The organism is Streptomyces sp. ISL-66, from assembly GCF_018614135.1.
In the GTDB taxonomy this organism is placed as follows: Bacteria; Actinomycetota; Actinomycetes; order Streptomycetales; family Streptomycetaceae; genus Streptomyces.
In genome coordinates this window covers 1-20,561 of sequence record NZ_JAGGOW010000001.1, presented here as the reverse complement: position 1 = coordinate 20,561, position 20,561 = coordinate 1, and the positions used below count along the sequence as shown (strand labels likewise).

The 20,561-nt window shown below is 73.5% G+C and carries 20 protein-coding genes; 8 read left to right on the top strand and 12 right to left on the bottom strand.

All coding sequences use genetic code 11. The annotated features are described in order from the left end of the window. Window positions 1-22: 22 nt before the first annotated feature. The 6 genes from J7E97_RS00100 to paaA form a co-directional block, all read right to left on the bottom strand. The gene (locus J7E97_RS00100) at window positions 23-1,168 is read right to left on the bottom strand and encodes an acyl-CoA dehydrogenase family protein (protein WP_215021183.1); all 1,146 of its coding nucleotides are present in this window, start codon (window positions 1,166-1,168) and stop codon (window positions 23-25) included. A gap of 113 nt (window positions 1,169-1,281) precedes the next feature. After that, on the bottom strand, window positions 1,282-2,424 hold the full coding sequence (locus tag J7E97_RS00095; protein WP_215021182.1) for a 2Fe-2S iron-sulfur cluster-binding protein: 1,143 nt from the start codon (window positions 2,422-2,424) through the stop codon (window positions 1,282-1,284). Beyond that, entirely contained in the window at window positions 2,425-2,928 is a 504-nt protein-coding gene (gene paaD, locus J7E97_RS00090) for a 1,2-phenylacetyl-CoA epoxidase subunit PaaD (protein WP_215021181.1), read from the bottom strand. It lies immediately after the preceding gene. Next, window positions 2,922-3,647 carry a 1,2-phenylacetyl-CoA epoxidase subunit PaaC gene (gene paaC, locus J7E97_RS00085; protein WP_215021180.1) on the bottom strand — a complete coding sequence of 242 codons (726 nt, stop codon included), beginning with the start codon at window positions 3,645-3,647 and terminating at the stop codon, window positions 2,922-2,924. Before paaC ends, paaD begins: the two co-directional genes overlap by 7 nt. Continuing rightward, window positions 3,644-3,928, bottom strand: coding sequence for a 1,2-phenylacetyl-CoA epoxidase subunit PaaB (gene paaB / locus J7E97_RS00080; RefSeq protein WP_215021179.1), 285 nt, complete (start codon window positions 3,926-3,928; stop codon window positions 3,644-3,646). Before paaB ends, paaC begins: the two co-directional genes overlap by 4 nt. Beyond that, window positions 3,925-4,950, bottom strand: coding sequence for a 1,2-phenylacetyl-CoA epoxidase subunit PaaA (gene paaA, locus J7E97_RS00075; protein WP_215021178.1), 1,026 nt, complete (start codon window positions 4,948-4,950; stop codon window positions 3,925-3,927). Before paaA ends, paaB begins: the two co-directional genes overlap by 4 nt. A gap of 144 nt (window positions 4,951-5,094) precedes the next feature. On the opposite strand from paaA, the gene J7E97_RS00070 reads away from it, so the two are divergent. From J7E97_RS00070 to J7E97_RS00060, 3 genes are read left to right on the top strand one after another with little or no spacing between them, the layout of a single operon-like run. Next, entirely contained in the window at window positions 5,095-5,793 is a 699-nt protein-coding gene (locus J7E97_RS00070) for a DUF5819 family protein (protein ID WP_251053486.1), read from the top strand. Further along, window positions 5,790-7,001 (top strand): HTTM domain-containing protein, encoded by a 1,212-nt coding sequence (locus J7E97_RS00065; protein ID WP_308346122.1) that lies wholly within the window; start codon window positions 5,790-5,792, stop codon window positions 6,999-7,001. Before J7E97_RS00070 ends, J7E97_RS00065 begins: the two co-directional genes overlap by 4 nt. Next, on the top strand, window positions 6,998-7,795 hold the full coding sequence (locus J7E97_RS00060; protein WP_215021176.1) for an RNA methyltransferase: 798 nt from the start codon (window positions 6,998-7,000) through the stop codon (window positions 7,793-7,795). Before J7E97_RS00065 ends, J7E97_RS00060 begins: the two co-directional genes overlap by 4 nt. 4 nt (window positions 7,796-7,799) lie before the next feature. Here the strand turns inward: J7E97_RS00060 and paaN are convergent, their stop codons facing one another. Further along, window positions 7,800-9,482 (bottom strand): phenylacetic acid degradation protein PaaN, encoded by a 1,683-nt coding sequence (gene paaN / locus J7E97_RS00055; protein ID WP_215021175.1) that lies wholly within the window; start codon window positions 9,480-9,482, stop codon window positions 7,800-7,802. A gap of 157 nt (window positions 9,483-9,639) precedes the next feature. Here paaN and J7E97_RS00050 point away from each other — a divergent pair, with 157 nt between their 5' ends. Both J7E97_RS00050 and J7E97_RS00045 read left to right on the top strand, forming a co-directional pair. Then, a complete protein-coding gene (locus tag J7E97_RS00050; protein ID WP_215021174.1) occupies window positions 9,640-11,223 on the top strand; it encodes a 3-hydroxyacyl-CoA dehydrogenase in 1,584 nt (527 codons plus the stop codon). Further along, complete coding sequence (locus tag J7E97_RS00045) at window positions 11,220-11,807, top strand: TetR/AcrR family transcriptional regulator (protein WP_215021173.1); 588 nt, start codon at window positions 11,220-11,222, stop codon at window positions 11,805-11,807. The genes J7E97_RS00050 and J7E97_RS00045 overlap by 4 nt, the downstream gene beginning before the upstream one ends. A gap of 79 nt (window positions 11,808-11,886) precedes the next feature. Here J7E97_RS00045 and J7E97_RS00040 read toward each other — a convergent pair whose 3' ends face one another. Continuing rightward, window positions 11,887-12,540 carry an Lrp/AsnC family transcriptional regulator gene (locus tag J7E97_RS00040; RefSeq protein WP_215021172.1) on the bottom strand — a complete coding sequence of 218 codons (654 nt, stop codon included), beginning with the start codon at window positions 12,538-12,540 and terminating at the stop codon, window positions 11,887-11,889. A gap of 178 nt (window positions 12,541-12,718) precedes the next feature. On the opposite strand from J7E97_RS00040, the gene pdhA reads away from it, so the two are divergent. Genes pdhA through J7E97_RS00025 form a run of 3 tightly spaced genes read left to right on the top strand, consistent with a single transcriptional unit; the run spans window position 12,719 to window position 16,244 of the window. Continuing rightward, on the top strand, window positions 12,719-13,870 hold the full coding sequence (gene pdhA / locus J7E97_RS00035) for a pyruvate dehydrogenase (acetyl-transferring) E1 component subunit alpha (protein WP_215021171.1): 1,152 nt from the start codon (window positions 12,719-12,721) through the stop codon (window positions 13,868-13,870). Further along, window positions 13,867-14,865, top strand: coding sequence for an alpha-ketoacid dehydrogenase subunit beta (locus J7E97_RS00030; RefSeq protein WP_215021170.1), 999 nt, complete (start codon window positions 13,867-13,869; stop codon window positions 14,863-14,865). Before pdhA ends, J7E97_RS00030 begins: the two co-directional genes overlap by 4 nt. Next, window positions 14,865-16,244, top strand: a complete 1,380-nt coding sequence (locus J7E97_RS00025) for a dihydrolipoamide acetyltransferase family protein (RefSeq protein WP_215021169.1) — start codon at window positions 14,865-14,867, stop codon at window positions 16,242-16,244. Before J7E97_RS00030 ends, J7E97_RS00025 begins: the two co-directional genes overlap by 1 nt. A 158-nt stretch (window positions 16,245-16,402) precedes the next feature. Here the strand turns inward: J7E97_RS00025 and J7E97_RS00020 are convergent, their stop codons facing one another. From J7E97_RS00020 to J7E97_RS00005, 4 genes are all read right to left on the bottom strand, one after another. Continuing rightward, on the bottom strand, window positions 16,403-17,380 hold the full coding sequence (locus J7E97_RS00020) for an NAD(P)H-quinone oxidoreductase (RefSeq protein WP_215021168.1): 978 nt from the start codon (window positions 17,378-17,380) through the stop codon (window positions 16,403-16,405). Between the two features lie 39 nt (window positions 17,381-17,419). Further along, window positions 17,420-18,520, bottom strand: coding sequence for a TrkA family potassium uptake protein (locus J7E97_RS00015; protein ID WP_215021167.1), 1,101 nt, complete (start codon window positions 18,518-18,520; stop codon window positions 17,420-17,422). Continuing rightward, window positions 18,508-19,806, bottom strand: a complete 1,299-nt coding sequence (locus J7E97_RS00010; protein ID WP_215021166.1) for a molybdopterin molybdotransferase MoeA — start codon at window positions 19,804-19,806, stop codon at window positions 18,508-18,510. The genes J7E97_RS00015 and J7E97_RS00010 overlap by 13 nt, the downstream gene beginning before the upstream one ends. Further along, a partial coding sequence (locus J7E97_RS00005; protein ID WP_215021165.1) for a DUF6457 domain-containing protein occupies window positions 19,803-20,561 on the bottom strand: 759 nt, incomplete at its 5' end. The genes J7E97_RS00010 and J7E97_RS00005, both read right to left, overlap by 4 nt.

Sequence of the window (20,561 nt, the reverse complement as noted above, 5' to 3'; positions counted from 1 at the left end):
ACGGCTCACGGCTCACGCGGGCCTAGGTGAGGGGGTGGGCGGCCAGCAGGTCGCCCAGAGCCTCCTCGTGCAGGGCGGCCGGGCCGAGCTGGAGCTCCAGCTGCTTGGCCCAGGCGTGGTAGCGGTGCAGCGGGTAGTCGGTGTCGGCGCCGAAGCCGCCGTGCAGGTGCTGCGCGGTCTGGACGACGCGCCGCACGCCCTCGGAGGCCCAGATCTTGGCCACGGCCACGTCGCCCGCGCTGGGCAGCGGCCCGCCCGCTCCGCCCGCCCCGGCGTCGAGCCGCCAGGCGGCCTGCCAGAGGGTGACCTCCATGGCGCGCAGGTCGATGTAGCGGTCGGCGGCCTGGACGGCGACGGCCTGGAAGCTGGCCACGGGGAAGCCGAACTGCTCGCGCTTGCTCGTGTACTGGCTGGTCATGGTGAGCACGTTCTCGCCGAGGCCGAGCGCGAGCGCGCAGGTCCCGGTGGCGAGGAGCTGGCGCAGGCGCTCCCAGGCGCCGGGTGTGTCGATGACGTGCTCGGCGGGGACGCGCACGCCGTCGAGGGTGACCTCGCCGAGTCGCTCGCCGGTGGTGGAGTACTGCTCCGCGAGGGACAGGCCCCCGGTCGCGCGCGGGACGAGCGCCAGGACCGTGTCGCCGTCCTCCACGGTGTGGGCCGGGACGGCGATCCAGTCGGCGCTGTGGGCCCAGGCGACGGAGGTCTGGAGGCCGTCGAGGATCCATGCGTCGCCGTCGCGCCGGGCGGTGACGGCCACTTCGGCCGGGTCATGGCCGGTGCGGCCGTGCGCGGCGGCGGTGAGGACGAGGCTTCCCCGCCCGGCGCCCGGCAGCAGGGCGGCGGCCAGCTCGGGACCGCCGTGGGCCTGGACGGCCATGGCGGTCGCGCAGTGCTCCAGCAGCGGCACCCGGGCCAGGACCTTCGCGGCCTCCCGCAGCACCAGGCACAGGGCGATGGCGTCGAGTCCGGCCCCGTCGTACTCCTCGGAGAGGACCAGGCTCAGCAGGTCGGAGTCGGCGAGCTTGGCCCACAGCCCGCGGTCGAACTCCTCGGCCACGGCCCGCGGGGTGAGCGCGGGGCTGGGCACGCCGTCGGGGGCGACGTCCGCGAACACGGCCCTGGCCGCCTCGACGGCGGCCTGCTGCTCCTCGGTGAAGGTGAAGTCCACTGCCTGTCCTCCCGCGTGCCCGGATCGCGCCCTGCCTGACGGCGTGTCAACTTTCGGTGCGTCAAGATAGAACACGTTCTGGAAATTTGACAGGGGGCGGCGCGGACGGCCGCTCAGCGGTCGAAGTCGATCTCCACTTCCTCCGATACCGGGTGCGACTGGCAGGCCAGTACGAACCCGGCCTCCGTCTCCGTCTCCTCCAGCGCGAAGTTGCGCTCCATCCGCACTTCGCCGGTCACCAGGAACGCCCGGCAGGTGCCGCACACCCCGCCCTTGCAGGCGTACGGGGCGTCCGCGCGGGCCCGCAGCACCGCGTCGAGCAGGGATTCGCCCTCCCGCACGGGCCAGGTGCCCGAGCGGCCGTCGAGCCGTGCCGTGACCCGGCCGTGGGTGGCGGCGGCCGAAGCGACGGGGGCCGGCGGGGCCGTGTCCTCGACGTGGAAGACCTCCTCGTGGATCCGGGTCCGCGGCACCCCGAGCGCGCCCAGCGCCTGCTCGGCGCCCGTGACCAGCCCGTACGGCCCGCACAGGAACCAGCCCGTCACCTCCGTGACCGGCAGCAGCGCGGGCAGCAGCGCCGTCAGCCGCTCCTCGCCGAGCCGCCCCGAGGGCAGCCCGGCCTCCTGCTCTTCCCGGGACAGGACGGTGACCAGCTGGAACCGGTCGGGATAGCGGTCCTTGAGGTCGGCGACGTCCTCCAGGAACATCGTCGAGGCCGCGCTCCGGTCGCTGCGCACCAGGCAGAACCGGGCGTCGGGCCGGGCCGCGAGCAGCGTCGCCGCGATCGACAGCACCGGTGTGATGCCGCTGCCTCCGACGATGGCGGCGTAGTGCGAGGCGGGCGGTGCCGAGGCCGGGTCCAGGACGAACCGCCCGGCCGGGACCATCGCGTCCAGGACGTCCCCGGCTGCGATCTCCTTGTGTGCGAACGAGGAGAACTCGCCACCCTCCACCAGCCGCACCCCGACCCGCAGTGCCGAGGGGCCGGGCCCGCCGGCCGCCGGGGCGGGAGAGCAGATCGAGTACGTCCGGCGGACTTCGGAGCCCTCGGGGGTGCTGCGGCGCAGGGTGAGGTGCTGGCCGGGGGCGTGCCGGTAGTCGGCGCGCAGCTGCGGCGGCACGGCCAGGGTCAGCGCCACGGAGTCCTCGGTGAGCCGGTCGACCGCGACCACCGTCAAGGTGTGGAAGGCGCCGTGGCGCGCGGGGCGCGTCGGGCTCGCGGGCCCCGGCGCGGTCGCCGGCGGGAACACGGCCATCTACAGCTCCTTGAAGTGGTCGAACGGTTCACGGCAGGCGGTGCAGCGGCGCAGCGCCTTGCACGCGGTGGAGGAGAACCGGCTGAGCAGTTCGGTGTCGGTGGATCCGCAGTGGGGGCAGCGGACCGACAGGGTGAGCGGGACGGGTCCGTCGGCGGCGTGCGGCCGCGGCGGGGCTATGCCGAACTCGGCGAGCTTGCGGCGGCCCTCGGCGCTGATGTCGTCGGTCGACCAGGCGGGGGCGAGGACGGTCCGCACCCGGACATCGGGTATGCCGTGGCCTATCAGGACCCGCTCGATGTCGGCGGACATCGCCTCGATGGCCGGGCAGCCGGTGTACGTGGGCGTGAGGGTGACTTCTACGTGGCCGTCCTCGTGCATCCGCACTCCGCGCATGACGCCGAGCTCGGCGAGGGTGAGCACGGGCAGCTCCGGGTCGGGGACGGAGCCCGCCAGCTCGGCCAGCTCCACCTCCAGCCGGGTCCGCTCGGTCCCGGTCACCACGAGGCCCCCGGGTGGCTGCGGTGCAGGTGCTGCATCTCGGCGAGCAGCCGGCCGAAGGGCTCGGTGTGCAGTCCCTGCCGGCCGGCCCCGGCGGCCCAGGCGCCGCTGCGCGGCCCCTCGGGCAGTGCCAGGCCCGCCCGCCCCAGGACCTCGCCCAGCGCGGCCAGCCAGCGGCCTTCCAGGGCGGCCCAGTCGACGCCTTCCAGCCCGTCGACCGGCTGGAACATCTCCCCGGTGTACTTCCACAGACCGTCCAGGGCGGCCCGCATCCGGGCGCGGCTCTCCTCGGTACCGTCGCCGAGCCGCAGCGTCCACTGCTCGGCGTGGTCGCGGTGGTAGGCGGTCTCCTTGACGGCCTTGGCCGCGAGCGGCCCGAACGGGCCCTCTCCGACCGCGAGCTCTCCGTAGAGCTCGTGCTGGTAGAGCGAGAAGTAGAGCTGGCGCGCGATGGTGTGGGCGAAGTCGCCGTTCGGCTGCTCGACCAGCTGGAGGTTGCGGAAGGACCGCTCCTCGCGCAGGTAGGCCAGCTCGTCCTCGTCGCCGGCCATCGACAGCAGGACGCGGGCCTGGCCGAGCAGGTCGAGGGCGATGTTGGCGAGGGCGACCTCCTCCTCCAGGACGGGGGCGTGACCGGCCCATTCGCCGAGGCGGTGGGAGAGGATCAGTGCGTCGTCGCCGAGTGGGAGGGTGGCGGCATTGACCACGTCGGTGCTGGTCACAGGTGGTTCACCCCCTCGGGGATCTCGTAGAAGGTCGGGTGGCGGTACGGCTTGTCGGCGGACGGGGCGAAGAACGGGTCCCGCTCGTCCGGGGAGGAGGCGGTGATCTCCGTGGAGGGCACGACCCAGATGGAGATGCCCTCGCCGCGGCGGGTGTAGAGATCGCGGGCGTTGCGCAGGGCCATCTCCGCGTCAGGGGCGTGCAGGCTGCCCGCATGCGTGTGCGAGAGGCCGCGCCGCGAGCGGACGAACACCTCCCACAGGGGCCAGTTGCGCGTCATACCCGTGCCTCGCTTTCCATTGCCGCCTCGTGCCGTTCCTTGCGTGCGGCGGTCTTCTCCGCATACGCCGCGGCCGCTTCGCGGACCCAGGCGCCTTCCTCGTGCGCCGCGCGGCGCTGTCCGAGCCGGTCCTCGTTGCAGGGGCCGTTGCCCTTCAGCACGTCCCAGAACTCGGCCCAGTCGATCGCGCCGAAGTCGTGGTGCCCGCGCTCCTCGTTCCACTTCAGGTCCGGGTCGGGCAGGGTCAGCCCCAGCGACTCGGCCTGCGGTACGGCGATGTCCACGAAACGCTGGCGCAGCTCGTCGTTGGAGTGGCGCTTGATCCGCCAGGCCATCGACTGCGCCGAGTGCGCCGACTCCCCGTCCGGCGGGCCGAACATCATCAGCGAGGGCCACCACCACCGGTCGACGGCGTCCTGTGCCATCGCGTGCTGTGCCGGGGTGCCCTGCGAGAGCGCGAGGAGCAGCTCGTACCCCTGGCGCTGGTGGAAGGACTCCTCCTTGCAGATCCGGACCATGGCGCGCGCGTACGGCCCATAGGAGCAGCGGCAGATCGGGACCTGGTTGGTGATCGCCGCGCCGTCCACGAGCCAGCCGATCGCGCCGACGTCGGCCCAGGTCAGCGTGGGGTAGTTGAAGATCGAGGAGTACTTCTGCTTCCCGGCGTGGAGCTTGTCGAGCAGCTCGTCGCGGCTGGTCCCCAGGGTCTCGGCGGCGCTGTACAGGTACAGGCCGTGGCCGGCCTCGTCCTGGACCTTCGCCATCAGGATCGCCTTGCGGCGCAGCGAGGGCGCGCGGGTGATCCAGTTCGCCTCGGGCTGCATGCCGATGATCTCGGAGTGGGCGTGCTGGGCCATCTGGCGGACCAGGGAAGCGCGGTATTCGTCCGGCATCCAGTCGCGCGGCTCCACGCGCTCGTCGGCCGCGACGGCCGCGTCGAAGGCCGCCGCGAGCTGCGCGCCGAGGTCGTCCGTCACGCCGATGCCCGCTTCCTGCCCCGATTCCGGGGTCACTGCCACCATCACGGCCCCCTGTCAGAGAGTCCTTGCCGCTTCGTCCGACCGACCGACCGATCGTTCGGTTCATACTCTTCAATGGTGGGACGAGGGCCCGTAGGGTGTCAACCTCTGTGGTCAACCCTGTGGACGCCGGATGATCGGGGCGGGATGGATTCGAACGCGCACGAGCCTCCGGAAGGGGCCGCTCCGCCCCCGCCGAGGGCACTCGGAATCGCGGGTCTGTCCACCCCCTACCGGGTCGTGACGGCCCTCGCCCTGGGCGCCGTGGCCATCGGAGCCTGCTGCCACCTCGCGCTCGTCTTCCTGCACGTGGCCCCGTCCAACACGGTGAGCAAGCGGTACGCGCGGACGGTCGACGACTGGATCTATCCCGAGTTCGAACAGAACTGGAAGCTCTTCGCCCCCAACCCGTTGCAGCAGAACATCGCGGTCGAGGTGCGGGTGGAGGCGCGCACGGACGACGGCGTGCTGGTGACCGGCAACTGGCGCGGACTGTCCGCCGAGGACGGCGCGGCCATCCGGCACAACCTGTTGCCGAGCCACACCGAGCAGAACGAGCTCCGGCGGGCCTGGGACTTCTTCACCAGTTCCCACGACGAGGACAACAAGGCGAACGGCGAGCGCGGCGAGCTCGCGGAGCAGTACCTGCGGCGGATCGCGCTGGACCGGCTGAAGGTCAGGACGGACGCGGACACGGCCGTGGGCAAGGGCGCGCACCTCGCCGACGGCCGGATCGTACGGATCCAGCTGCGCGCGGCGACGACGGCCGTGGCCGCCCCGAAGTGGTCCGACGAGCAGACCGACACCCAGACCTACTACCGGGAGCTGCCGTGGTGGACGGTGTGAGGGCCGCGGCCGCGCGGGCCCTGGCCCAGGTCACCGGGCGGGCGCTCGGCCCGTACCAGAGCGCCGTGGTCCGCATCGGCTTCGCCGGCACCTGGCTGTTCTTCCTGCTGCGGGAGTTCCCCCACCGCCACGAGATGTACGGGCCGGACGGACCCTGGAGCTGGGAGCTGGCGCGGCGGCTGATCGCCACGAACGACGCCTTCACGGTGCTGATGTGGTCCGACTCGGCGCTCTGGTTCGAGATCGTCTACGTGCTCTGCGTGCTGTCGAGCGCGCTGCTCTTGCTGGGCTGGCGCACCCGGGCCACGGCCGTGCTGTTCATGATCGGCGTGCTCTCGCTGCAGAACCGCAGCGTCTTCATGGGCGACGGCGGGGACAACGTCATCCACCTGATGGCGATCTACCTCGTGCTGACCCGCTGCGCGCGGGTGTGGTCGCTCGACGCGCGCCGCGCTCGCCGACTCGGGACGGCGTCGGCCGGGCGGGCCGGGCCGCTGCTGTGGGCCGTGCTGGGCGCGGCGTTCGCGTACGGCGCCGCGACCGGGGGCTTCGGCGACGGCTGGCTGGTGGCCTTCGGCGCGCTGTGGGTGGTGGCCGCGCTGTGGTGGATGGTCGACCGCCCGGGGGCCCTCCCCGCGGTAGCCGGGGGAGAGCCCGAGGGGGAGGGGCGGGCGGTCCTCGACGTCCTGGCCAACCTGCTGCACAACGCCGGAATGCTGGTGATCATGGCGGAGGTCTGCCTGATCTACGCGACGGCGGGCTGGTACAAGATCCAGGGCTCGCGCTGGCAGGACGGAACGGCGCTGTACTACCCGCTCGGCCTGGACTACTTCACCCCCTGGCCCGGGATCTCGGCCCTCCTCGCGAGCAGCGGGACGCTGGTGATGCTGCTGTCGTACGGGACGGTCGCGGTCCAGGTGGCGTTCCCGTTCACGCTGTTCAACCGGCGGATCAAGAACGTGCTGCTGGCGCTGATGATGCTGGAGCACGCGGGGATCGCCGTGCTGCTGGGGCTGCCCTTCTTCTCGATGGCGATGATCGCCGCCGACGCGGTGTTCCTGCCGACGGTCTTCCTCCTCTGGCTCGGCGCGCGCGCCGCGGCGCTGCGGCCCGGCGGCCGCGGCCGGACCGGCGCGCCCCCCGGCTCGGACGCCGATCCGGAGCCGGAGCCGGAGCCCCGGCCGGGGACCGTAGGCTCGGCGGTATGAGCGAGCAGCACGAGATCCCCGACGGCGACACCGAGCGGCAGTGGCGGGAGGCCGCGGCGCGGGAGGACCTCGTGCTCCTCGACGGATTCCACGCGCTGAAGCACGCCCTGCGCTTCGGGGCCGACGTGCGGATCGTCGTCGCCGACGATCCGCAGGCCGTACGGGGCCTCGCGCGCGAACTGGCTCCGGACGTCGAGGCCGAGGTGGCCCGGCTGGCGCGGCGCGCTCCGCTCAAGGGGCTGCTGGGCCCGGGCCGGGTGCACCCCACCGCGGTGGCGGCGCTCGCGGTCCGGCCCGACCGGGGCGAGGGGCGGGCCCGGCTCGACGCGATGCCGAGGACGGCCCCGGTCGTCGTGCTCGACAACCCGCGCAACCTCGGCAACGTCGGCGCCGTGGTCCGCCTCGCCGCCGGCTTCGGAGCCACCGGCGTGATCACCCGGGGGGACCTCGACCCCTGGCACCCCCATGTGGTCCGCGCCGGAGCGGGGCTGCACTACGCCACCACCGTCGCCCGGGTGGAGCTCGCGGCGCTGCCGCCCGGCCCGCTGTACGCGCTCGACCCGGAGGGCGAGGACATCCGTGCCCTCACCCTCCCGGACGACGCCCTGCTCGCCTTCGGCTCCGAACGCCACGGCATCTCACCGGAGCTGCGGGCCCGGGCCGACCACCTGGTGTCCCTGCCGATGCGCCCGCAGGTCTCCAGCTACAACCTGGCGACCAGCGTGGCCATGACCCTCTTCCACTGGGGCGGACCCCGGCCGGCGGACGAACCGACGGCCGGAGGAACTCCCTAGCGGCCTAGCCCTGGCGGCGGACCTCCACCACGCGGAAGCGGTTGGACACGAACGCCCCGTCGCACAGCGCCGCGTTCGCCGCCGGGTTCCCGCCCGAGCCGTGGAAGTCGGAGAAGGCCGCGGTCTGGTTGACGTAGACCCCGCCCGTGAGGTTCAGCGAGAGCTGCGCCGACTCCTCGAGGCAGACCTCCTCGATGGCCCGCTCGGTGTCCGGGGACGTGGTGTACGCCCCGACCGTCATCGCGCCCTTCTCCCGGACCGTGCGCCGCAGCAGGTCGAGCGCGCCCGCCGTGGAATCGACCGCCACCGCGAAGGAGACCGGGCCGAAGCACTCCGAGAGGTACGGGGCGGAGTCGTCGGGCTTGGAGGCGTCCAGCTTCACCATCACCGGCGTGCGGACCACCGCGCCCGGGAACTCCGGGTTCGCCACCTCCCGGGAGGCCAGCGCGACCTCGCCGAGCCCGGCCGCGGCCTCCAGGCGGGCCTTGACGTCCGGGTTGACCAGCGCGCCGAGCAGGGCGTTCGCCCGCGCGTCGTCGCCGAGCAGGCCGCCGACCGCGCCCGCGAGGTCCGCGACGACCTCGTCGTACGACTTGTGGCCCGCGTCCGTCTCGATGCCGTCGCGGGGGATCAGCAGGTTCTGCGGGGTGGTGCACATCTGGCCGCTGTACAGGGACAGGGAGAAGGCCAGGTTGGACAGCATGCCCTTGTAGTTGTCGGTGGAGTCGAGGACGACGGTGTTGACGCCGGCCTTCTCCGTGTAGACCTGGGCCTGGCGGGCGTTGACCTCCAGCCACTCGCCGAACTCCGTGGACCCGGTGTAGTCGATCACCTTGATCTCGGGGCGGACGGCGAGGTCCTTGGCGATGCCCTCGCCCGGCCGCTCGACGGCCAGTGCCACGAGGTTCGGGTCGAAGCCGTACTGCGCCAGGACCTCGCGGGCCACCTGGACGGTCAGCGCCAGCGGGAGCACGGCGCGCGGGTGCGGCTTGACCAGGACCGGATTGCCCGTGGCGAGGGAGGCGAAGATCCCCGGGTAGCCGTTCCAGGTGGGGAAGGTGTTGCAGCCGATCATCAGGGAGATCCCGCGGGGGACGGCCGTGAAGGTCTTGCCGAGCTCCAGGGGATCCTTCTTGCCCTGCGGCTTCGACCAGTCGGCCTGGCCCGGGACCCGGGTCTGCTCCTCGTAGGCGTAGGCGACCGCCTCCAGGCCGCGGTCCTGCGCGTGCGGGCCGCCCGCCTGGAACGCCATCATGAAGGCCTGGCCGCTGGTGTGCATGACCGCGTGCGCGAACTCGTGCGTCCGCGCCGAGATGCGGGCCAGGATCTCGATGCAGACCAGGGCGCGGGCCTCGGGCCCGGCGTCCCGCCAGGCGCCCATGCCGGCCCGCATCGCGGGCAGCAGTACGTCCGGATCCACGTGCGGGTACTCGACACCGAGCTCCACGCCGTACGGAGAGGTCTCGGCGCCCGTCCAGCCGTCGGTGCCGGGCTGCCCGAGGTCGAGCCGGGTGCCGCGCAGCGCCTCGAAGGCGGCGAGGCCGTCGGCCGGCGCGGTCTCCCCGTACGCCTTGGGGTGCTCGGGGTGCGGGGACCAGTAAGCACGCGTGCGGATCGTGGCCAGGGCCTGGTCCAGGGTGGGCCGGTGCTTGGCGGACAGCTGGGGGACGGTGGGCTCGGCGGCCATCAGGGACCAACTCCTCGTTGAGCCGGGCGGGATCAGGCGATCGGGTCGGGCAAGAAGGGATGAAGAAGAGCAGACTGGAGTTAGAGTAACCGAACGATCGGTCGGGACAAGAGGGCCCGGCGGACCTGTGGATAAGTCGGTGCGGGAGGATCGGGTCATGACAGCAATCGAGCGGTCCCGCACAGTGGCGGTCGTCGGCGCCGGCACCATGGGGCAGGGCATCGCCCAGGTCGCCCTTCTCGCAGGTCACCGCGTGCTGATCTACGACATCGACGCCGTGCTCGCCGGCGACGCGGTCGGTTTCGTGCAGGACCGGATCGAGCGGATGGCCGCCAAGGGCAGGCTGGATCGGGCCGAGGCCGAGGACGCGATCGGCCGAATCGGTTCGGCCGGCGAACTGGCGGACCTGGCCGGCGCCGCCCTCGTCGTCGAGGCGGTCGTCGAGGACGTCACCGTCAAGCGTGCGCTGTTCGCCGCGCTCGAAGAGGTCGTCGCGCCGGACGCCCTGCTGGCCACCAACACCTCCTCCCTCTCCGTCACCGAGCTCGCGGCCGGTCTCGCGCACCCCGGCCGCTTCCTCGGCCTGCACTTCTTCAACCCGGCCCCGCTGCTCCCGCTGGTCGAGGTGGTCTCCGGGTTCGCGACCGACCCGGCCGCCGCCGACCGCGCGTACCGCACCGTCCTCGGCTGGGGGAAGACGCCGGTGCGCTGCGCCGACACCCCCGGCTTCATCGTCAACAGGATCGCGCGCCCCTTCTACGCCGAGGCCTTCGCGGTGTACGAGGAACAGGGCGCCGACCCGGCCACGATCGACGCCGTCCTGCGCGAGAGCGGCGGCTTCAAGATGGGCCCCTTCGCGCTGACCGACCTGATCGGCCAGGACGTCAACGAGGCCGTCACCCGCTCCGTGTGGGAGTCCTTCTTCCGCAGCCCCAAGTTCACCCCCTCCCTCGCGCAGCGCCGACTGGTCCAGTCGGGGCGCCTCGGCCGCAAGTCGGGACACGGCTGGTACCCGTACGGCCCGGACGCGAAGGCCCCGGAACCGCACACCGCCGGCCCCCGGGACGCGCCCGCCAAGGTGACCGTCGTCGGCGACCTGGGTCCCGCCGCGGCGCTCGTCGACCTCCTGGAGGAGGCGGGGATCGCCGTCACGGCCACCGAGCACGGGGGCCCGTACATCCAGCTCCCGGGCGAGGGGCAGCTCGTGCTCGCCGACGGCAAGACCTCGATCGAGTTCGCCGACGTCGTCTACTTCGACCTCGCCTTCGACTACCGCGGTGCCACCCGGATCGCGCTCTCCGCCAGCGAGGACACCAGCGAGCGGACCCTCGCCGAGGCGATCGGGCTCTTCCAGAAGCTGGGCAAGCAGGTCTCCGTCATCGGCGACGTCCCCGGCATGATCGTCGCCCGGACCGTCGCGATGCTGATCGACCTCACCGCCGACGCGGTCGCGCGCGGTGTGGCGCGCTCCGAGGACATCGACACCGCGATGCGGCTCGGGGTCAACTACCCCGCCGGCCCCGCCGAATGGCACGACCGGCTGGGCCGCGACTGGGCGTACGACCTGCTGCACCACCTCGACGAGCGCTGTCCGGGCGGCCGCTACGCGCCCTCGCTGGCCCTGTACAAGCTGGGCTACGAGGCGGGGGACGCGGACGACGGGTCCGAGGGCGACGGATACCCGGGCGACGGGCACGACGGCGCCGACGCCGGGGACGACGGGGCGGGGGGGACGGAATGACGACGGCCAAGCGGGACACGTACACGCCCGAGACGCTCCTGACCGTCGCCGTCCAGGTCTTCAACGAGCGCGGCTACGACGGCACCTCGATGGAGCACCTCTCCAAGGCGGCGGGCATCTCGAAGTCCTCGATCTACCACCACGTCGCGGGCAAGGAGGAACTGCTCCACCGCGCCGTCAGCCGGGCGCTGGACGGGCTCTTCGCGGTGCTGGAGGAGTCCGGGGCGGTACGGGGGCGCGCGGTCGAGCGGGTCGAGTACGTCACGCGCCGCACGGTCGAGGTCCTCGTGGCGGAACTCCCCTACGTGACCCTGCTGCTGCGCGTGCGGGGCAACACCCGCACCGAGCGGTGGGCCCTGGAGCGGCGCCGCGAGTTCGACCACCAGGTCGCGGAGCTGCTGAAGGCCGCGGCCGCCGAGGGGGACCTGCGGGCGGACGTGGACATCCGCCTCGCCACCCGGCTCCTCTTCGGCATGGTCAACTCCCTGGTCGAGTGGTACCGCCCGCACCCGGGCACCACCTCCGACCAGCTGGCGGACGCGGTGGTCAGCATGGCCCTGGACGGGCTGCGCACGCAGCGGTGAGCCGGGCCGGCTCGTCGTTCCCCCCCAGCCCTAGGTGACCGGTGACCGGTGACCGGTGACCGTCACCGGTCCTCAGTGCTCAGTCCTCCGAGATCGTCGGGCCGGCGGGCTGGTCGCGGGACAGGAGATCCGTTTCCTCGAACACCAGCAGGGTGCGGGTGGAGAGGACCTCCGGGATGGACTGGAGGCGGGTCAGGACCAGCTCCCGCAGGGTGCGGTTGTCCGGGGTGTGGACCAGCAGCAGAACGTCGAAATCGCCGCTGACCAGGGCGATGTGGGCGGCGCCCGGGAGCTCGCGGAGCTGTTCGCGGACCGTGCGCCAGGAGTTCTGGACGATCTTCAGGGTGATGTACGCGGAGGCGCCCTGGCCCGCGCGCTCGTGGTTGACGCGGGCGGTGAAGCCCCGGATCACCCCGTCGTCGATGAGCCGGTTGATGCGGGCGTAGGCATTGGCCCGGGAGACGTGCACCTGCTCGGCGACGGATCGTATCGACGCGCGCCCGTCCGCCTGGAGCAGGCGCACGATCGAGCGGTCGATGGGGTCGAGCGGGCGAGGAGGGACGGGCGGGCCGGAAGCAGCACCGGGCGCACCGGGCGCACCGGGCGCACCGGGAGCACCGGGCGGGCCGGGAGTGCCCGCCGGGCCGCCGGGGCCCCCGAATGCGCCCCCGGACGCGCCCCCCGGTCCGGAAGCCCCTCCGGAACCCGCTCCGGCCATTTGTTCATCCGCCATCGCCCGCTGCCTGCCTCTCCTGGACGTCCTGCATCCATACGAGGGCCCCGCCGCCACTTTGTCCACAGCCTGAGGCTGCCTGTAGCCAAATTGCCCGGACAACCGAACAATCGGTAGGTGAGGGGCCTCACACCCGGGGCCCTCGTTGCCCGCTTCCCACGAGGAGGTGTACGCCGCCATGACGGTCCAAGAGCTGCCCGGTGCCGGTGCGTCCCACCGCTCCACCCCGCCGCCCGCCTGGAGGCCCCGCACGGATGCCGCCCCGCTGCTCCCGGACCCCGAGCCGTACCGGGTGCTGGGCACCCCGGCCGCCGACCGGCTCGACCCCGAGCTGATGCGCCGGTGCTACGCCGAGCTGGTGCGCGGCCGTCGCTACAACGCCCAGGCCACCGCCCTCACCCGGCAGGGCCGACTGGCCGTATATCCGTCCACCGTGGGCCAGGAGGCCTGCGAGATCGCGGCGGCGCTGGTCCTGGAGGACCAGGACTGGCTCTTCCCGAGCTACCGGGACACCCTGGCGGCCGTGGCCCGCGGGCTGGATCCCGTACAGGCCCTGACGCTCCTGCGGGGCGACTGGCACACCGGGTACGACCCGCGCGAGCACCGGATAGCCCCCCTGTGCACCCCGCTCGCCACCCAGCTGCCGCACGCCGTCGGGCTGGCCCACGCCGCCCGGCTGCGCGGTGACGACGTGGTCGCCCTCGCCATGGTCGGCGACGGCGGCACGAGCGAGGGCGATTTCCACGAGGCGCTGAACTTCGCGGCCGTCTGGCAGGCCCCGGTCGTCTTCCTCGTCCAGAACAACGGCTTCGCGATATCCGTACCGCTCGCCAAGCAGACCGCCGCCCCGACCCTCGCCCACAAGGCCGTGGGGTACGGGATGCCCGGCCGTCTCGTCGACGGCAACGACATCGCGGCCATGCACGAGGTGCTGTCCGAGGCGGTCCGGCGGGCCCGGGCCGGCGGCGGACCGACCCTGATCGAGGCCGTCACGTACCGGATCGAAGCCCACACCAACGCCGACGACGCGACCCGCTACCGCGGCGACGCCGAGGTCGAGGCCTGGAAGGCCCACGACCCGATCGCGCTGCTGGAGCGCGAGCTGACCGCGCGCGGGCTGCTCGACGAGGCCGGCATCCAGGCCGCGAAGGACGCGGCCGAGACGATGGCGGCGCGGCTCCGGGACGGGATGAACGCGGAGCCCGTCCTCGACCCGATGGACCTCTTCGCCCACGTCTACGCGGAGCAGACCGGCCTGCTCCGCGAACAGGCGGACATGCTGCGCGCCGAGCTGGAAGCTGCGGAATCGGAAGCGGAGGACGGTTCATGACCACGGTGGCGGTGAAGCCGGCGACCATGGCGCAGGCCCTGGGCCGGGCGATGCGCGACGCGATGGCCGAGGACCCGACGGTCCACGTCATGGGTGAGGACGTCGGCACGCTCGGCGGGGTCTTCCGGATCACGGACGGGCTCGCGAAGGAGTTCGGCGAGGACCGCTGCACGGACACCCCGCTCGCGGAGGCGGGGATCCTCGGCGCGGCGGTCGGCATGGCCATGTACGGGCTGCGGCCGGTCGTGGAGATGCAGTTCGACGCGTTCGCGTACCCGGCCTTCGAGCAGCTGATCTCGCACGTCGCCAAGATGCGCAACCGCACGCGCGGCGCGATGCCGCTGCCGATCACCATCCGGGTGCCGTACGGCGGCGGGATCGGCGGGGTGGAGCACCACAGCGACTCCTCCGAGGCGTACTACGTGGCGACCCCCGGCCTCACGGTCGTGACCCCGGCGACGGTCGAGGACGCGTACGGGCTGCTCCGGGCCTCGATCGCCAGCGACGACCCGGTGGTCTTCCTGGAGCCGAAGCGGCTGTACTGGTCGAAGGCCGAGTGGTCGCCGGACGCGCCCTCGGTGGTGCCGGGGATCGGCAAGGCGGTCGTCCGGCGGACCGGCACGAGCGCGACGCTGATCACCTACGGGCCTTCGCTGCCCGTGTGCCTGGAGGCGGCCGAGGCGGCGCGCGAGGAGGGCTGGGACCTGGAGGTCGTGGACCTGCGCTCGCTGGTCCCCTTCGACGAGGAGACCGTCGTGGCCTCCGTACGCCGGACCGGTCGCGCGGTGGTGGTCCACGAGGCCGGCGGCTTCGGCGGGCCGGGCGCGGAGATCGCCGCCCGTGTCACGGAGCGGTGCTTCCACCACCTGGAGGCGCCGGTGCTGCGCGTGACCGGCTTCGACATCCCGTATCCGCCGCCGATGCTGGAGAAACACCACCTCCCCGGTGTGGACCGGATCCTGGACACCGTGGGCCGCCTGCAGTGGGAGAACTGATGCCGCAGGTCATGGAGTTCAAGCTGCCGGACCTCGGCGAGGGCCTCACCGAGGCGGAGATCGTCCGCTGGCTGGTGGCCGTCGGCGACGTCGTCGCCATCGACCAACCGGTCGTCGAGGTCGAGACCGCCAAGGCGATGGTGGAGGTGCCCTGTCCGTACGGGGGCGTGGTCACCGCACGCTTCGGCGAGGAGGGGAGCGAACTGCCGGTCGGCGCACCGCTGATCACCGTGGCGGTGGGTGCGGCGGCCGCGGTGGCGGACGAGCCCGTGGAGGCTCCGTCCGGCTCGGGCAACGTCCTGGTCGGCTACGGCACGGACCATTCGCGTCCGGCGCGTCGGAGGCGGGTGCGACCCGGCTCCGCCGCGCCGGGGGTCCCGGCCGGTCCGGCCCCCGTCCCGGCCGCCCCCGCACCGGCCGCGGTGGCCGCCGCTCCGGCGGTCTTCGCGGGCCCCGTGCCCGTCATCTCGCCGCTGGTGCGGAAGCTGGCCCGGGACCACGGAGTGGATCTGCGCGCGCTGCGCGGGTCCGGCCCCGAAGGCCTGATCCTGCGCTCCGACGTCGAGGCGGCGCTGCGCGCCGCCGAGCGGCCGGCCGGCCCCGAGGCCGCGGCCGCCGTCTCCGCCACCGCCGTCTCCGCCACCGCCGTCTCCGCCACCGCCGTCCGCGCCACGGCCACCGCGCCGGAGGGTGCCACGCGGATCCCGCTCAAGGGGGTCCGGGGCGCGGTCGCGGACAAGCTGTCGCGCAGCCGGCGCGAGATCCCGGACGCCACGTGCTGGGTGGACGCCGATGCCACCGAGCTGATGGCTTCGCGGGCGGCGATGAACGCCGGGGGAGGCCCCAAGATCTCGGTGCTCGCGCTGCTGGCCCGGATCTGTACGGCGGCGCTGGCCCGGTACCCGGAGCTCAACTCCACCGTCGACCTGGCGGCGAACGAGATCGTCCGGCTCCCGGCCGTGCACCTCGGCTTCGCCGCGCAGACGGAGCGGGGCCTGATGGTCCCGGTCGTCCGGGACGCGCAGGTGCGCAACGCGGAGTCGCTCGCGGCGGAGTTCGGCCGGCTGACGGAGCTGGCCAGGACGGGGAAGCTGGCCCCGGGGGACCTCACCGGAGGCACCTTCACCCTGAACAACTACGGGGTGTTCGGGGTGGACGGCTCCACGCCGATCATCAACCACCCGGAGGCGGCGATGCTCGGCGTCGGCCGGATCATCCCGAAGCCGTGGGTGCACGAGGGCGAGCTGGCGGTCCGCCAGGTCGTGCAGCTGTCCCTGACCTTCGACCACCGCGTCTGCGACGGCGGCACGGCGGGCGGCTTCCTCCGGTACGTGGCCGACTGCGTCGAGTCCCCGGCGGTGCTGCTGCGCAGCCTGTAACCGGGCGCCGGCGGGGCTCACACCAGCCCCGCCGGCGCGTTCGAGGCGGCGCCCTCTCGGCGGCCCCGTGGTCAGCCGCTCAGTGCTCGGATGGCCGACCGGTCAACCGAGTGGGTAGCCGGCCGGTCACCTGCTCGGGTGGCCGACCGGTCACGTGCTCAGGTGGTCAGCAGCAGCTTGCCCACGTGCGTGCTCGACTCCAGGACCCGGTGCGCCTCGGCCGCCTCCCGCATGGGGTACGTCGCGTGGACCACCGGCCGGATCCGGCCCGTCTCGACCAGGGGCCACACGTGCTCGCGTACGGCCGCGACGATCGCCGCCTTCTCCGCCAGGGGCCGGGCCCGCAGCGTGGTCGCGGTGATCGCCGCCCGCTTCGCCAGCAGGGCGCCCAGGTTGAGCTCCGCCTTGACCCCGCCCTGGAGGCCGATGATCGCGAGGCGGCCGTTGACGGCCAGCGCGTCCACGTTCCGCGACAGGTACTTCGCTCCCATGATGTCCAGGATCACGTCCGCCCCGGCGCCGTCCGTGGCCGCCTTGAGCTCCTCCACGAAGTCCTGCTCGCGGTAGTCGATCAGAATGTCCGCGCCGAGCTCCGCGCAGCGGGCCAGCTTCTCCTTGCCGCCCGCCGTCACCGCGACCCGCGCGCCGACCGCCTTGGCCAGCTGGACGGCCATGGTCCCGATGCCGCTCGACCCGCCGTGCACCAGCAGGGTCTCGCCGGGGCGCAGCCCCGCGACCATGAACACGTTCGACCACACCGTCGCCACGACCTCGGGCAGGGCCGCCGCCGTCACCAGGTCCAGGCCCGCCGGCGCCGGCAGCAGCTGGCCCGCCGGGACGGCGACCTTCTGCGCGTACCCGCCGCCCGCGAGCAGCGCGCACACCTCGTCGCCGACCGACCAGCCGGAGACCCCGGTCCCGATCGCGGCGATCCGCCCGGAGCACTCCAGGCCGGGGAAGCGCGAGGCGCCCGGCGGCGGGTTGTAGAAGCCCTGCCGCTGCAGGACGTCGGCGCGGTTCACGGCGCTCGCCACGACCTCGACGAGGACTTCGCCGTCTCCGGCCACCGGGTCGGGCACATCGGCCCACACCAGGGCGTCGGGACCGCCGGGCTGTTCGATGGTGATCGCATGCATGGCCGGAGGCTACCGCTCGCAGCGCGCCGTGCGCGGCGTTTACTCCGCCGGGCCCAGCGCCACCGGCCGGGAGGTCGGCGGGGCGGCACGGACGATGGTGATGAGACGGTCCGTCAGCTGGAGCGGGCTCGCGTGCGGGTCGTCGTACGGGAGCAGCCGGTGTCCGCGCAGCACGCTGACGACGAGGTCGTGGGTGTCCCGGACGGACTTGCCGGCCTCGGCCCGGTTGACCGGGCGTTCGATCAGGTCGAGGCCGCTGCCCTGCTGGATCAGGTCCTCCATCACGGTGCCCGCGCTCGGGCTCAGCACCGACAGCCCGAGGAGCCGGCCGGCCGCGCTCGCGCTCGTGATGACCGCGTCCGCGCCCGACTGGCGTAGCAGCGGCGCGTTCTCCTCTTCCCGGACGGCCGCCACGATCTTGGCGCCGCGGTTGAGCTGGCGGGCCGTCAGGGTGACCAGTACCGCCGTGTCGTCCCGCTGGGTGGCGATGATGATCTGACGGGCCTTCTGGATTTCGGCGCGCAGCAGGACTTCGGAGCGCGTCGCGTCGCCGACGACCCCCGTGAAGCCCTCGGAGCTGGCGATGTCGACCACCTTGTCGCTGGGGTCGACGATGACGACCTGCTCCTTCTGCAGGCCGGTGGCCAGCAGGGTCTGAAGGGCCGAGCGGCCCTTCGTGCCGAAGCCGACGACGACCGTGTGGTCACGCAAGTTCTTCCTCCAGCGGTTCAGCCGCCACTCCTCACGGGTCCGCGTGGTGAGGACTTCCAGGGTGGTTCCGACCAGGATGATCAGGAACAGCACGCGCAGCGGCGTGATCAGTAGGACGTTGATCAGCCGCGCGCTGTCGCTGTACGGGACGATGTCGCCGTAGCCGGTCGTCGACAGGGTGACGGTCGCGTAGTAGACGCAGTCGAGGAAGTCGACCTTGCCGTTGGCGTTGTCGTGGTACCCCTCGCGGTCGATCCATACGATCAGGACCGTCAGGCACATCACGAACAGCGCCATCAACAGCCGCCGCGTGACCTGCCGCAACGGCCGCTCGACTTCCCGTCGCGGCAGTTTGATGCGACGCGAGACGAGCTTCTCGTCGGCGCCGCGGGCCATCGCGTCCGAGCCGTGAAGTTTCACGTGAAACATCCCCCCGAAGCCCACGGCAGGTCGAGGATCTCCACGTCCTGCCCGGAGCGCGCCCCGTGCGGCGGTACGACGGCCAGCGCGTCCGCGGCGGCCACCCCGCGCAGCATCGCCGGGCCGTTGTAGCGCAGCGGTACGGCGTGCTCGTCGGTCAGCAGGACCGGTACGAGCCGGGTGTCGTGCGGATGGCCCGGTACGTCGCCCTGCACGGGCACCGCGTACCGGGGGCGCGCGCTGCGCCCGGCGAGGGCCCGCAGCAGCGGTTCGGCGAGGGTCAGCAGCCCGGATACGGCGGCCAGCGGGTTGCCGGGGAGGCCCACCAGGTGGCGGCCGTCGGAGCGGTCGCCGAGGCGGGCCAGCAGCATCGGGTGCCCGGGGCGTACGGCGACCCCGTCGACGAGCAGTTCGGCGCCGGCCAGGGCGAGCACGGGGTGGACGTGGTCGACGGGTCCGGAGGCGGTGCCGCCGGTGGTGACGACCAGGTCGGCGGGGGAGGTGGTGACGGCCTTGAGGAGCTCTTCGGCGCCCGCCCGGTCGTCGCCGAGCCGGCGGACGGCGATGACCTCGGCGCCGAGCCGGGTCAGCCAGGGGCCCAGCATGGGGCTCAGCGCGTCGCGGATGAGCCCGTCGTGCGGGCGGCCCTCGGTGAGCAGTTCGTCGCCCAGGACCAGGATCTCCACGCGCGGCCGGGGCCGGGTGGTGAGCTCGTCGTACCCGGCGGCCGCGGCCAGGCCGAGCACGGCCGGGGTGACCAGCGACCCGGCGGGCAGCAGCAGGTCGCCGGATCGGCACTCCTGGCCGCGCGGGCGGATGTCCTGGCCGGTGGCCACGGGCCGCTCGGCGTACAGCAGGCTGCCGGCCTCGCGTGAGTGCTCGCTGCGGATGACGGCGGTGGTGTCGGCGGGGATCCGGGCCCCGGTGGCGATCCGTACGGCCTCGCCGTCCGCGAGGGGCGCGGGGCGGTCGGAGCCGGCGAGCGCGCCGTCGCCGGAGCGGACGGTCCAGGGGCCGGGGCCGGCGACGGCCCAGCCGTCCATGGCGGAGGTGTCGAAGGACGGCAGGTCGCTGAGGGCGTCGAGGGGCTTGGCCAGCACCTCGCCGAGGCCGTCGGCCAGCGGGACCTGGTGGACGCGGCCCCGGACGGCGGCTCCCGCACGTGTGGCGGTCTCCCGGGCCCGGTTCCAGGGGGCGGGCCGGTGGCCGCCCCCGTCGGGGTTCCGGCTGACCAGGGCGAGTGCCTGGTCGAGGGCGCGGTCGGCGTCGGTGCCGGAGCCGGTGGGGGTGGTCATCCCGAGCCCGTCGCTTCTGCCGGTCCCGCGGCGGCCTCGGCCTCGGCTGCCCAGCGCAGGGCCAGGTCGGCGGCCTTGCGGCAGGCTTCGGCGACCGCCTCGGCGGGGTCGGCGCCCGCGGCTTCGGCGCGGGCCGCCGCGTAGCCGACGAGGAAGGTCGTCAGCGGGGCGGCGGGCCGGGCGACGCCGTGGGCGGCGTCACGGGCGAGGTCGAGCAGGGTCTTGGTGTCGACGGCCAGGTCGATGCCCAACTCGGTCTTGGCGGCGGTGATCCATTGCTCCAGCACGGTTCCATGCTCTCTGATCCGGGCGCGGGCGGTGGCGAGATCGTCCCAGGTGTCGCAGTCGAAGGAGACGAGCGGCGCGGCCGCGGTGACGGGGACGAGGTCGAGTTCGGCGGTGACGGCGCGCAGGGAGAGTCCCGCCAGGGAGCCGTGTTCGGCGGCCAGCAGGGCGATTTCCCGGCGCAGGGGCTCGGCCCGGTACGCGGCGACCAGGGGCTGGTCACGGCCGTCGGCATCCCGCAGCACGGCTCCGTCGCCGCCGGGCGAGTCGAGGAGGGCCCGGACCGTGTCGCGGTCCAGGAACGGCAGGTCGGCGGAGAGTACGAGCACCTGCGCGGCGGCGGTGGCCCCCGCGGCCGCGCTGTCCGGAACCGGCTGCCCCTGCCCGTGCCCCTGCCCGGGTCCGTGCGGGTGCGCGTGCAGGTGCCGGAGCCCGGCGTCGAGGGCGGCGAGGGGGCCGCCGCCGGGGGG

What these genes read in the sequence shown, in the direction of transcription:
- J7E97_RS00095 (WP_215021182.1), bottom strand. Translation starts at nt 2,424, where the DNA reads ATGGCCGTGTTCCCGCCGGCGACCGCGCCGGGGCCCGCGAGCCCGACG.
- paaN (WP_215021175.1), bottom strand. Translation starts at nt 9,482, where the DNA reads ATGGCCGCCGAGCCCACCGTCCCCCAGCTGTCCGCCAAGCACCGGCCC.
- J7E97_RS00045 (WP_215021173.1), top strand. Translation starts at nt 11,220, where the DNA reads ATGACGACGGCCAAGCGGGACACGTACACGCCCGAGACGCTCCTGACC.
- J7E97_RS00025 (WP_215021169.1), top strand. Translation starts at nt 14,865, where the DNA reads ATGCCGCAGGTCATGGAGTTCAAGCTGCCGGACCTCGGCGAGGGCCTC.
- J7E97_RS00070 (WP_251053486.1), top strand. Translation starts at nt 5,095, where the DNA reads ATGGATTCGAACGCGCACGAGCCTCCGGAAGGGGCCGCTCCGCCCCCG.
- J7E97_RS00050 (WP_215021174.1), top strand. Translation starts at nt 9,640, where the DNA reads ATGACAGCAATCGAGCGGTCCCGCACAGTGGCGGTCGTCGGCGCCGGC.
- paaB (WP_215021179.1), bottom strand. Translation starts at nt 3,928, where the DNA reads ATGACGCGCAACTGGCCCCTGTGGGAGGTGTTCGTCCGCTCGCGGCGC.
- J7E97_RS00010 (WP_215021166.1), bottom strand. Translation starts at nt 19,806, where the DNA reads ATGACCACCCCCACCGGCTCCGGCACCGACGCCGACCGCGCCCTCGAC.
- J7E97_RS00015 (WP_215021167.1), bottom strand. Translation starts at nt 18,520, where the DNA reads ATGTTTCACGTGAAACTTCACGGCTCGGACGCGATGGCCCGCGGCGCC.
- pdhA (WP_215021171.1), top strand. Translation starts at nt 12,719, where the DNA reads ATGACGGTCCAAGAGCTGCCCGGTGCCGGTGCGTCCCACCGCTCCACC.
- J7E97_RS00030 (WP_215021170.1), top strand. Translation starts at nt 13,867, where the DNA reads ATGACCACGGTGGCGGTGAAGCCGGCGACCATGGCGCAGGCCCTGGGC.
- J7E97_RS00040 (WP_215021172.1), bottom strand. Translation starts at nt 12,540, where the DNA reads ATGGCGGATGAACAAATGGCCGGAGCGGGTTCCGGAGGGGCTTCCGGA.
- J7E97_RS00060 (WP_215021176.1), top strand. Translation starts at nt 6,998, where the DNA reads ATGAGCGAGCAGCACGAGATCCCCGACGGCGACACCGAGCGGCAGTGG.
- paaA (WP_215021178.1), bottom strand. Translation starts at nt 4,950, where the DNA reads ATGGTGGCAGTGACCCCGGAATCGGGGCAGGAAGCGGGCATCGGCGTG.
- J7E97_RS00020 (WP_215021168.1), bottom strand. Translation starts at nt 17,380, where the DNA reads ATGCATGCGATCACCATCGAACAGCCCGGCGGTCCCGACGCCCTGGTG.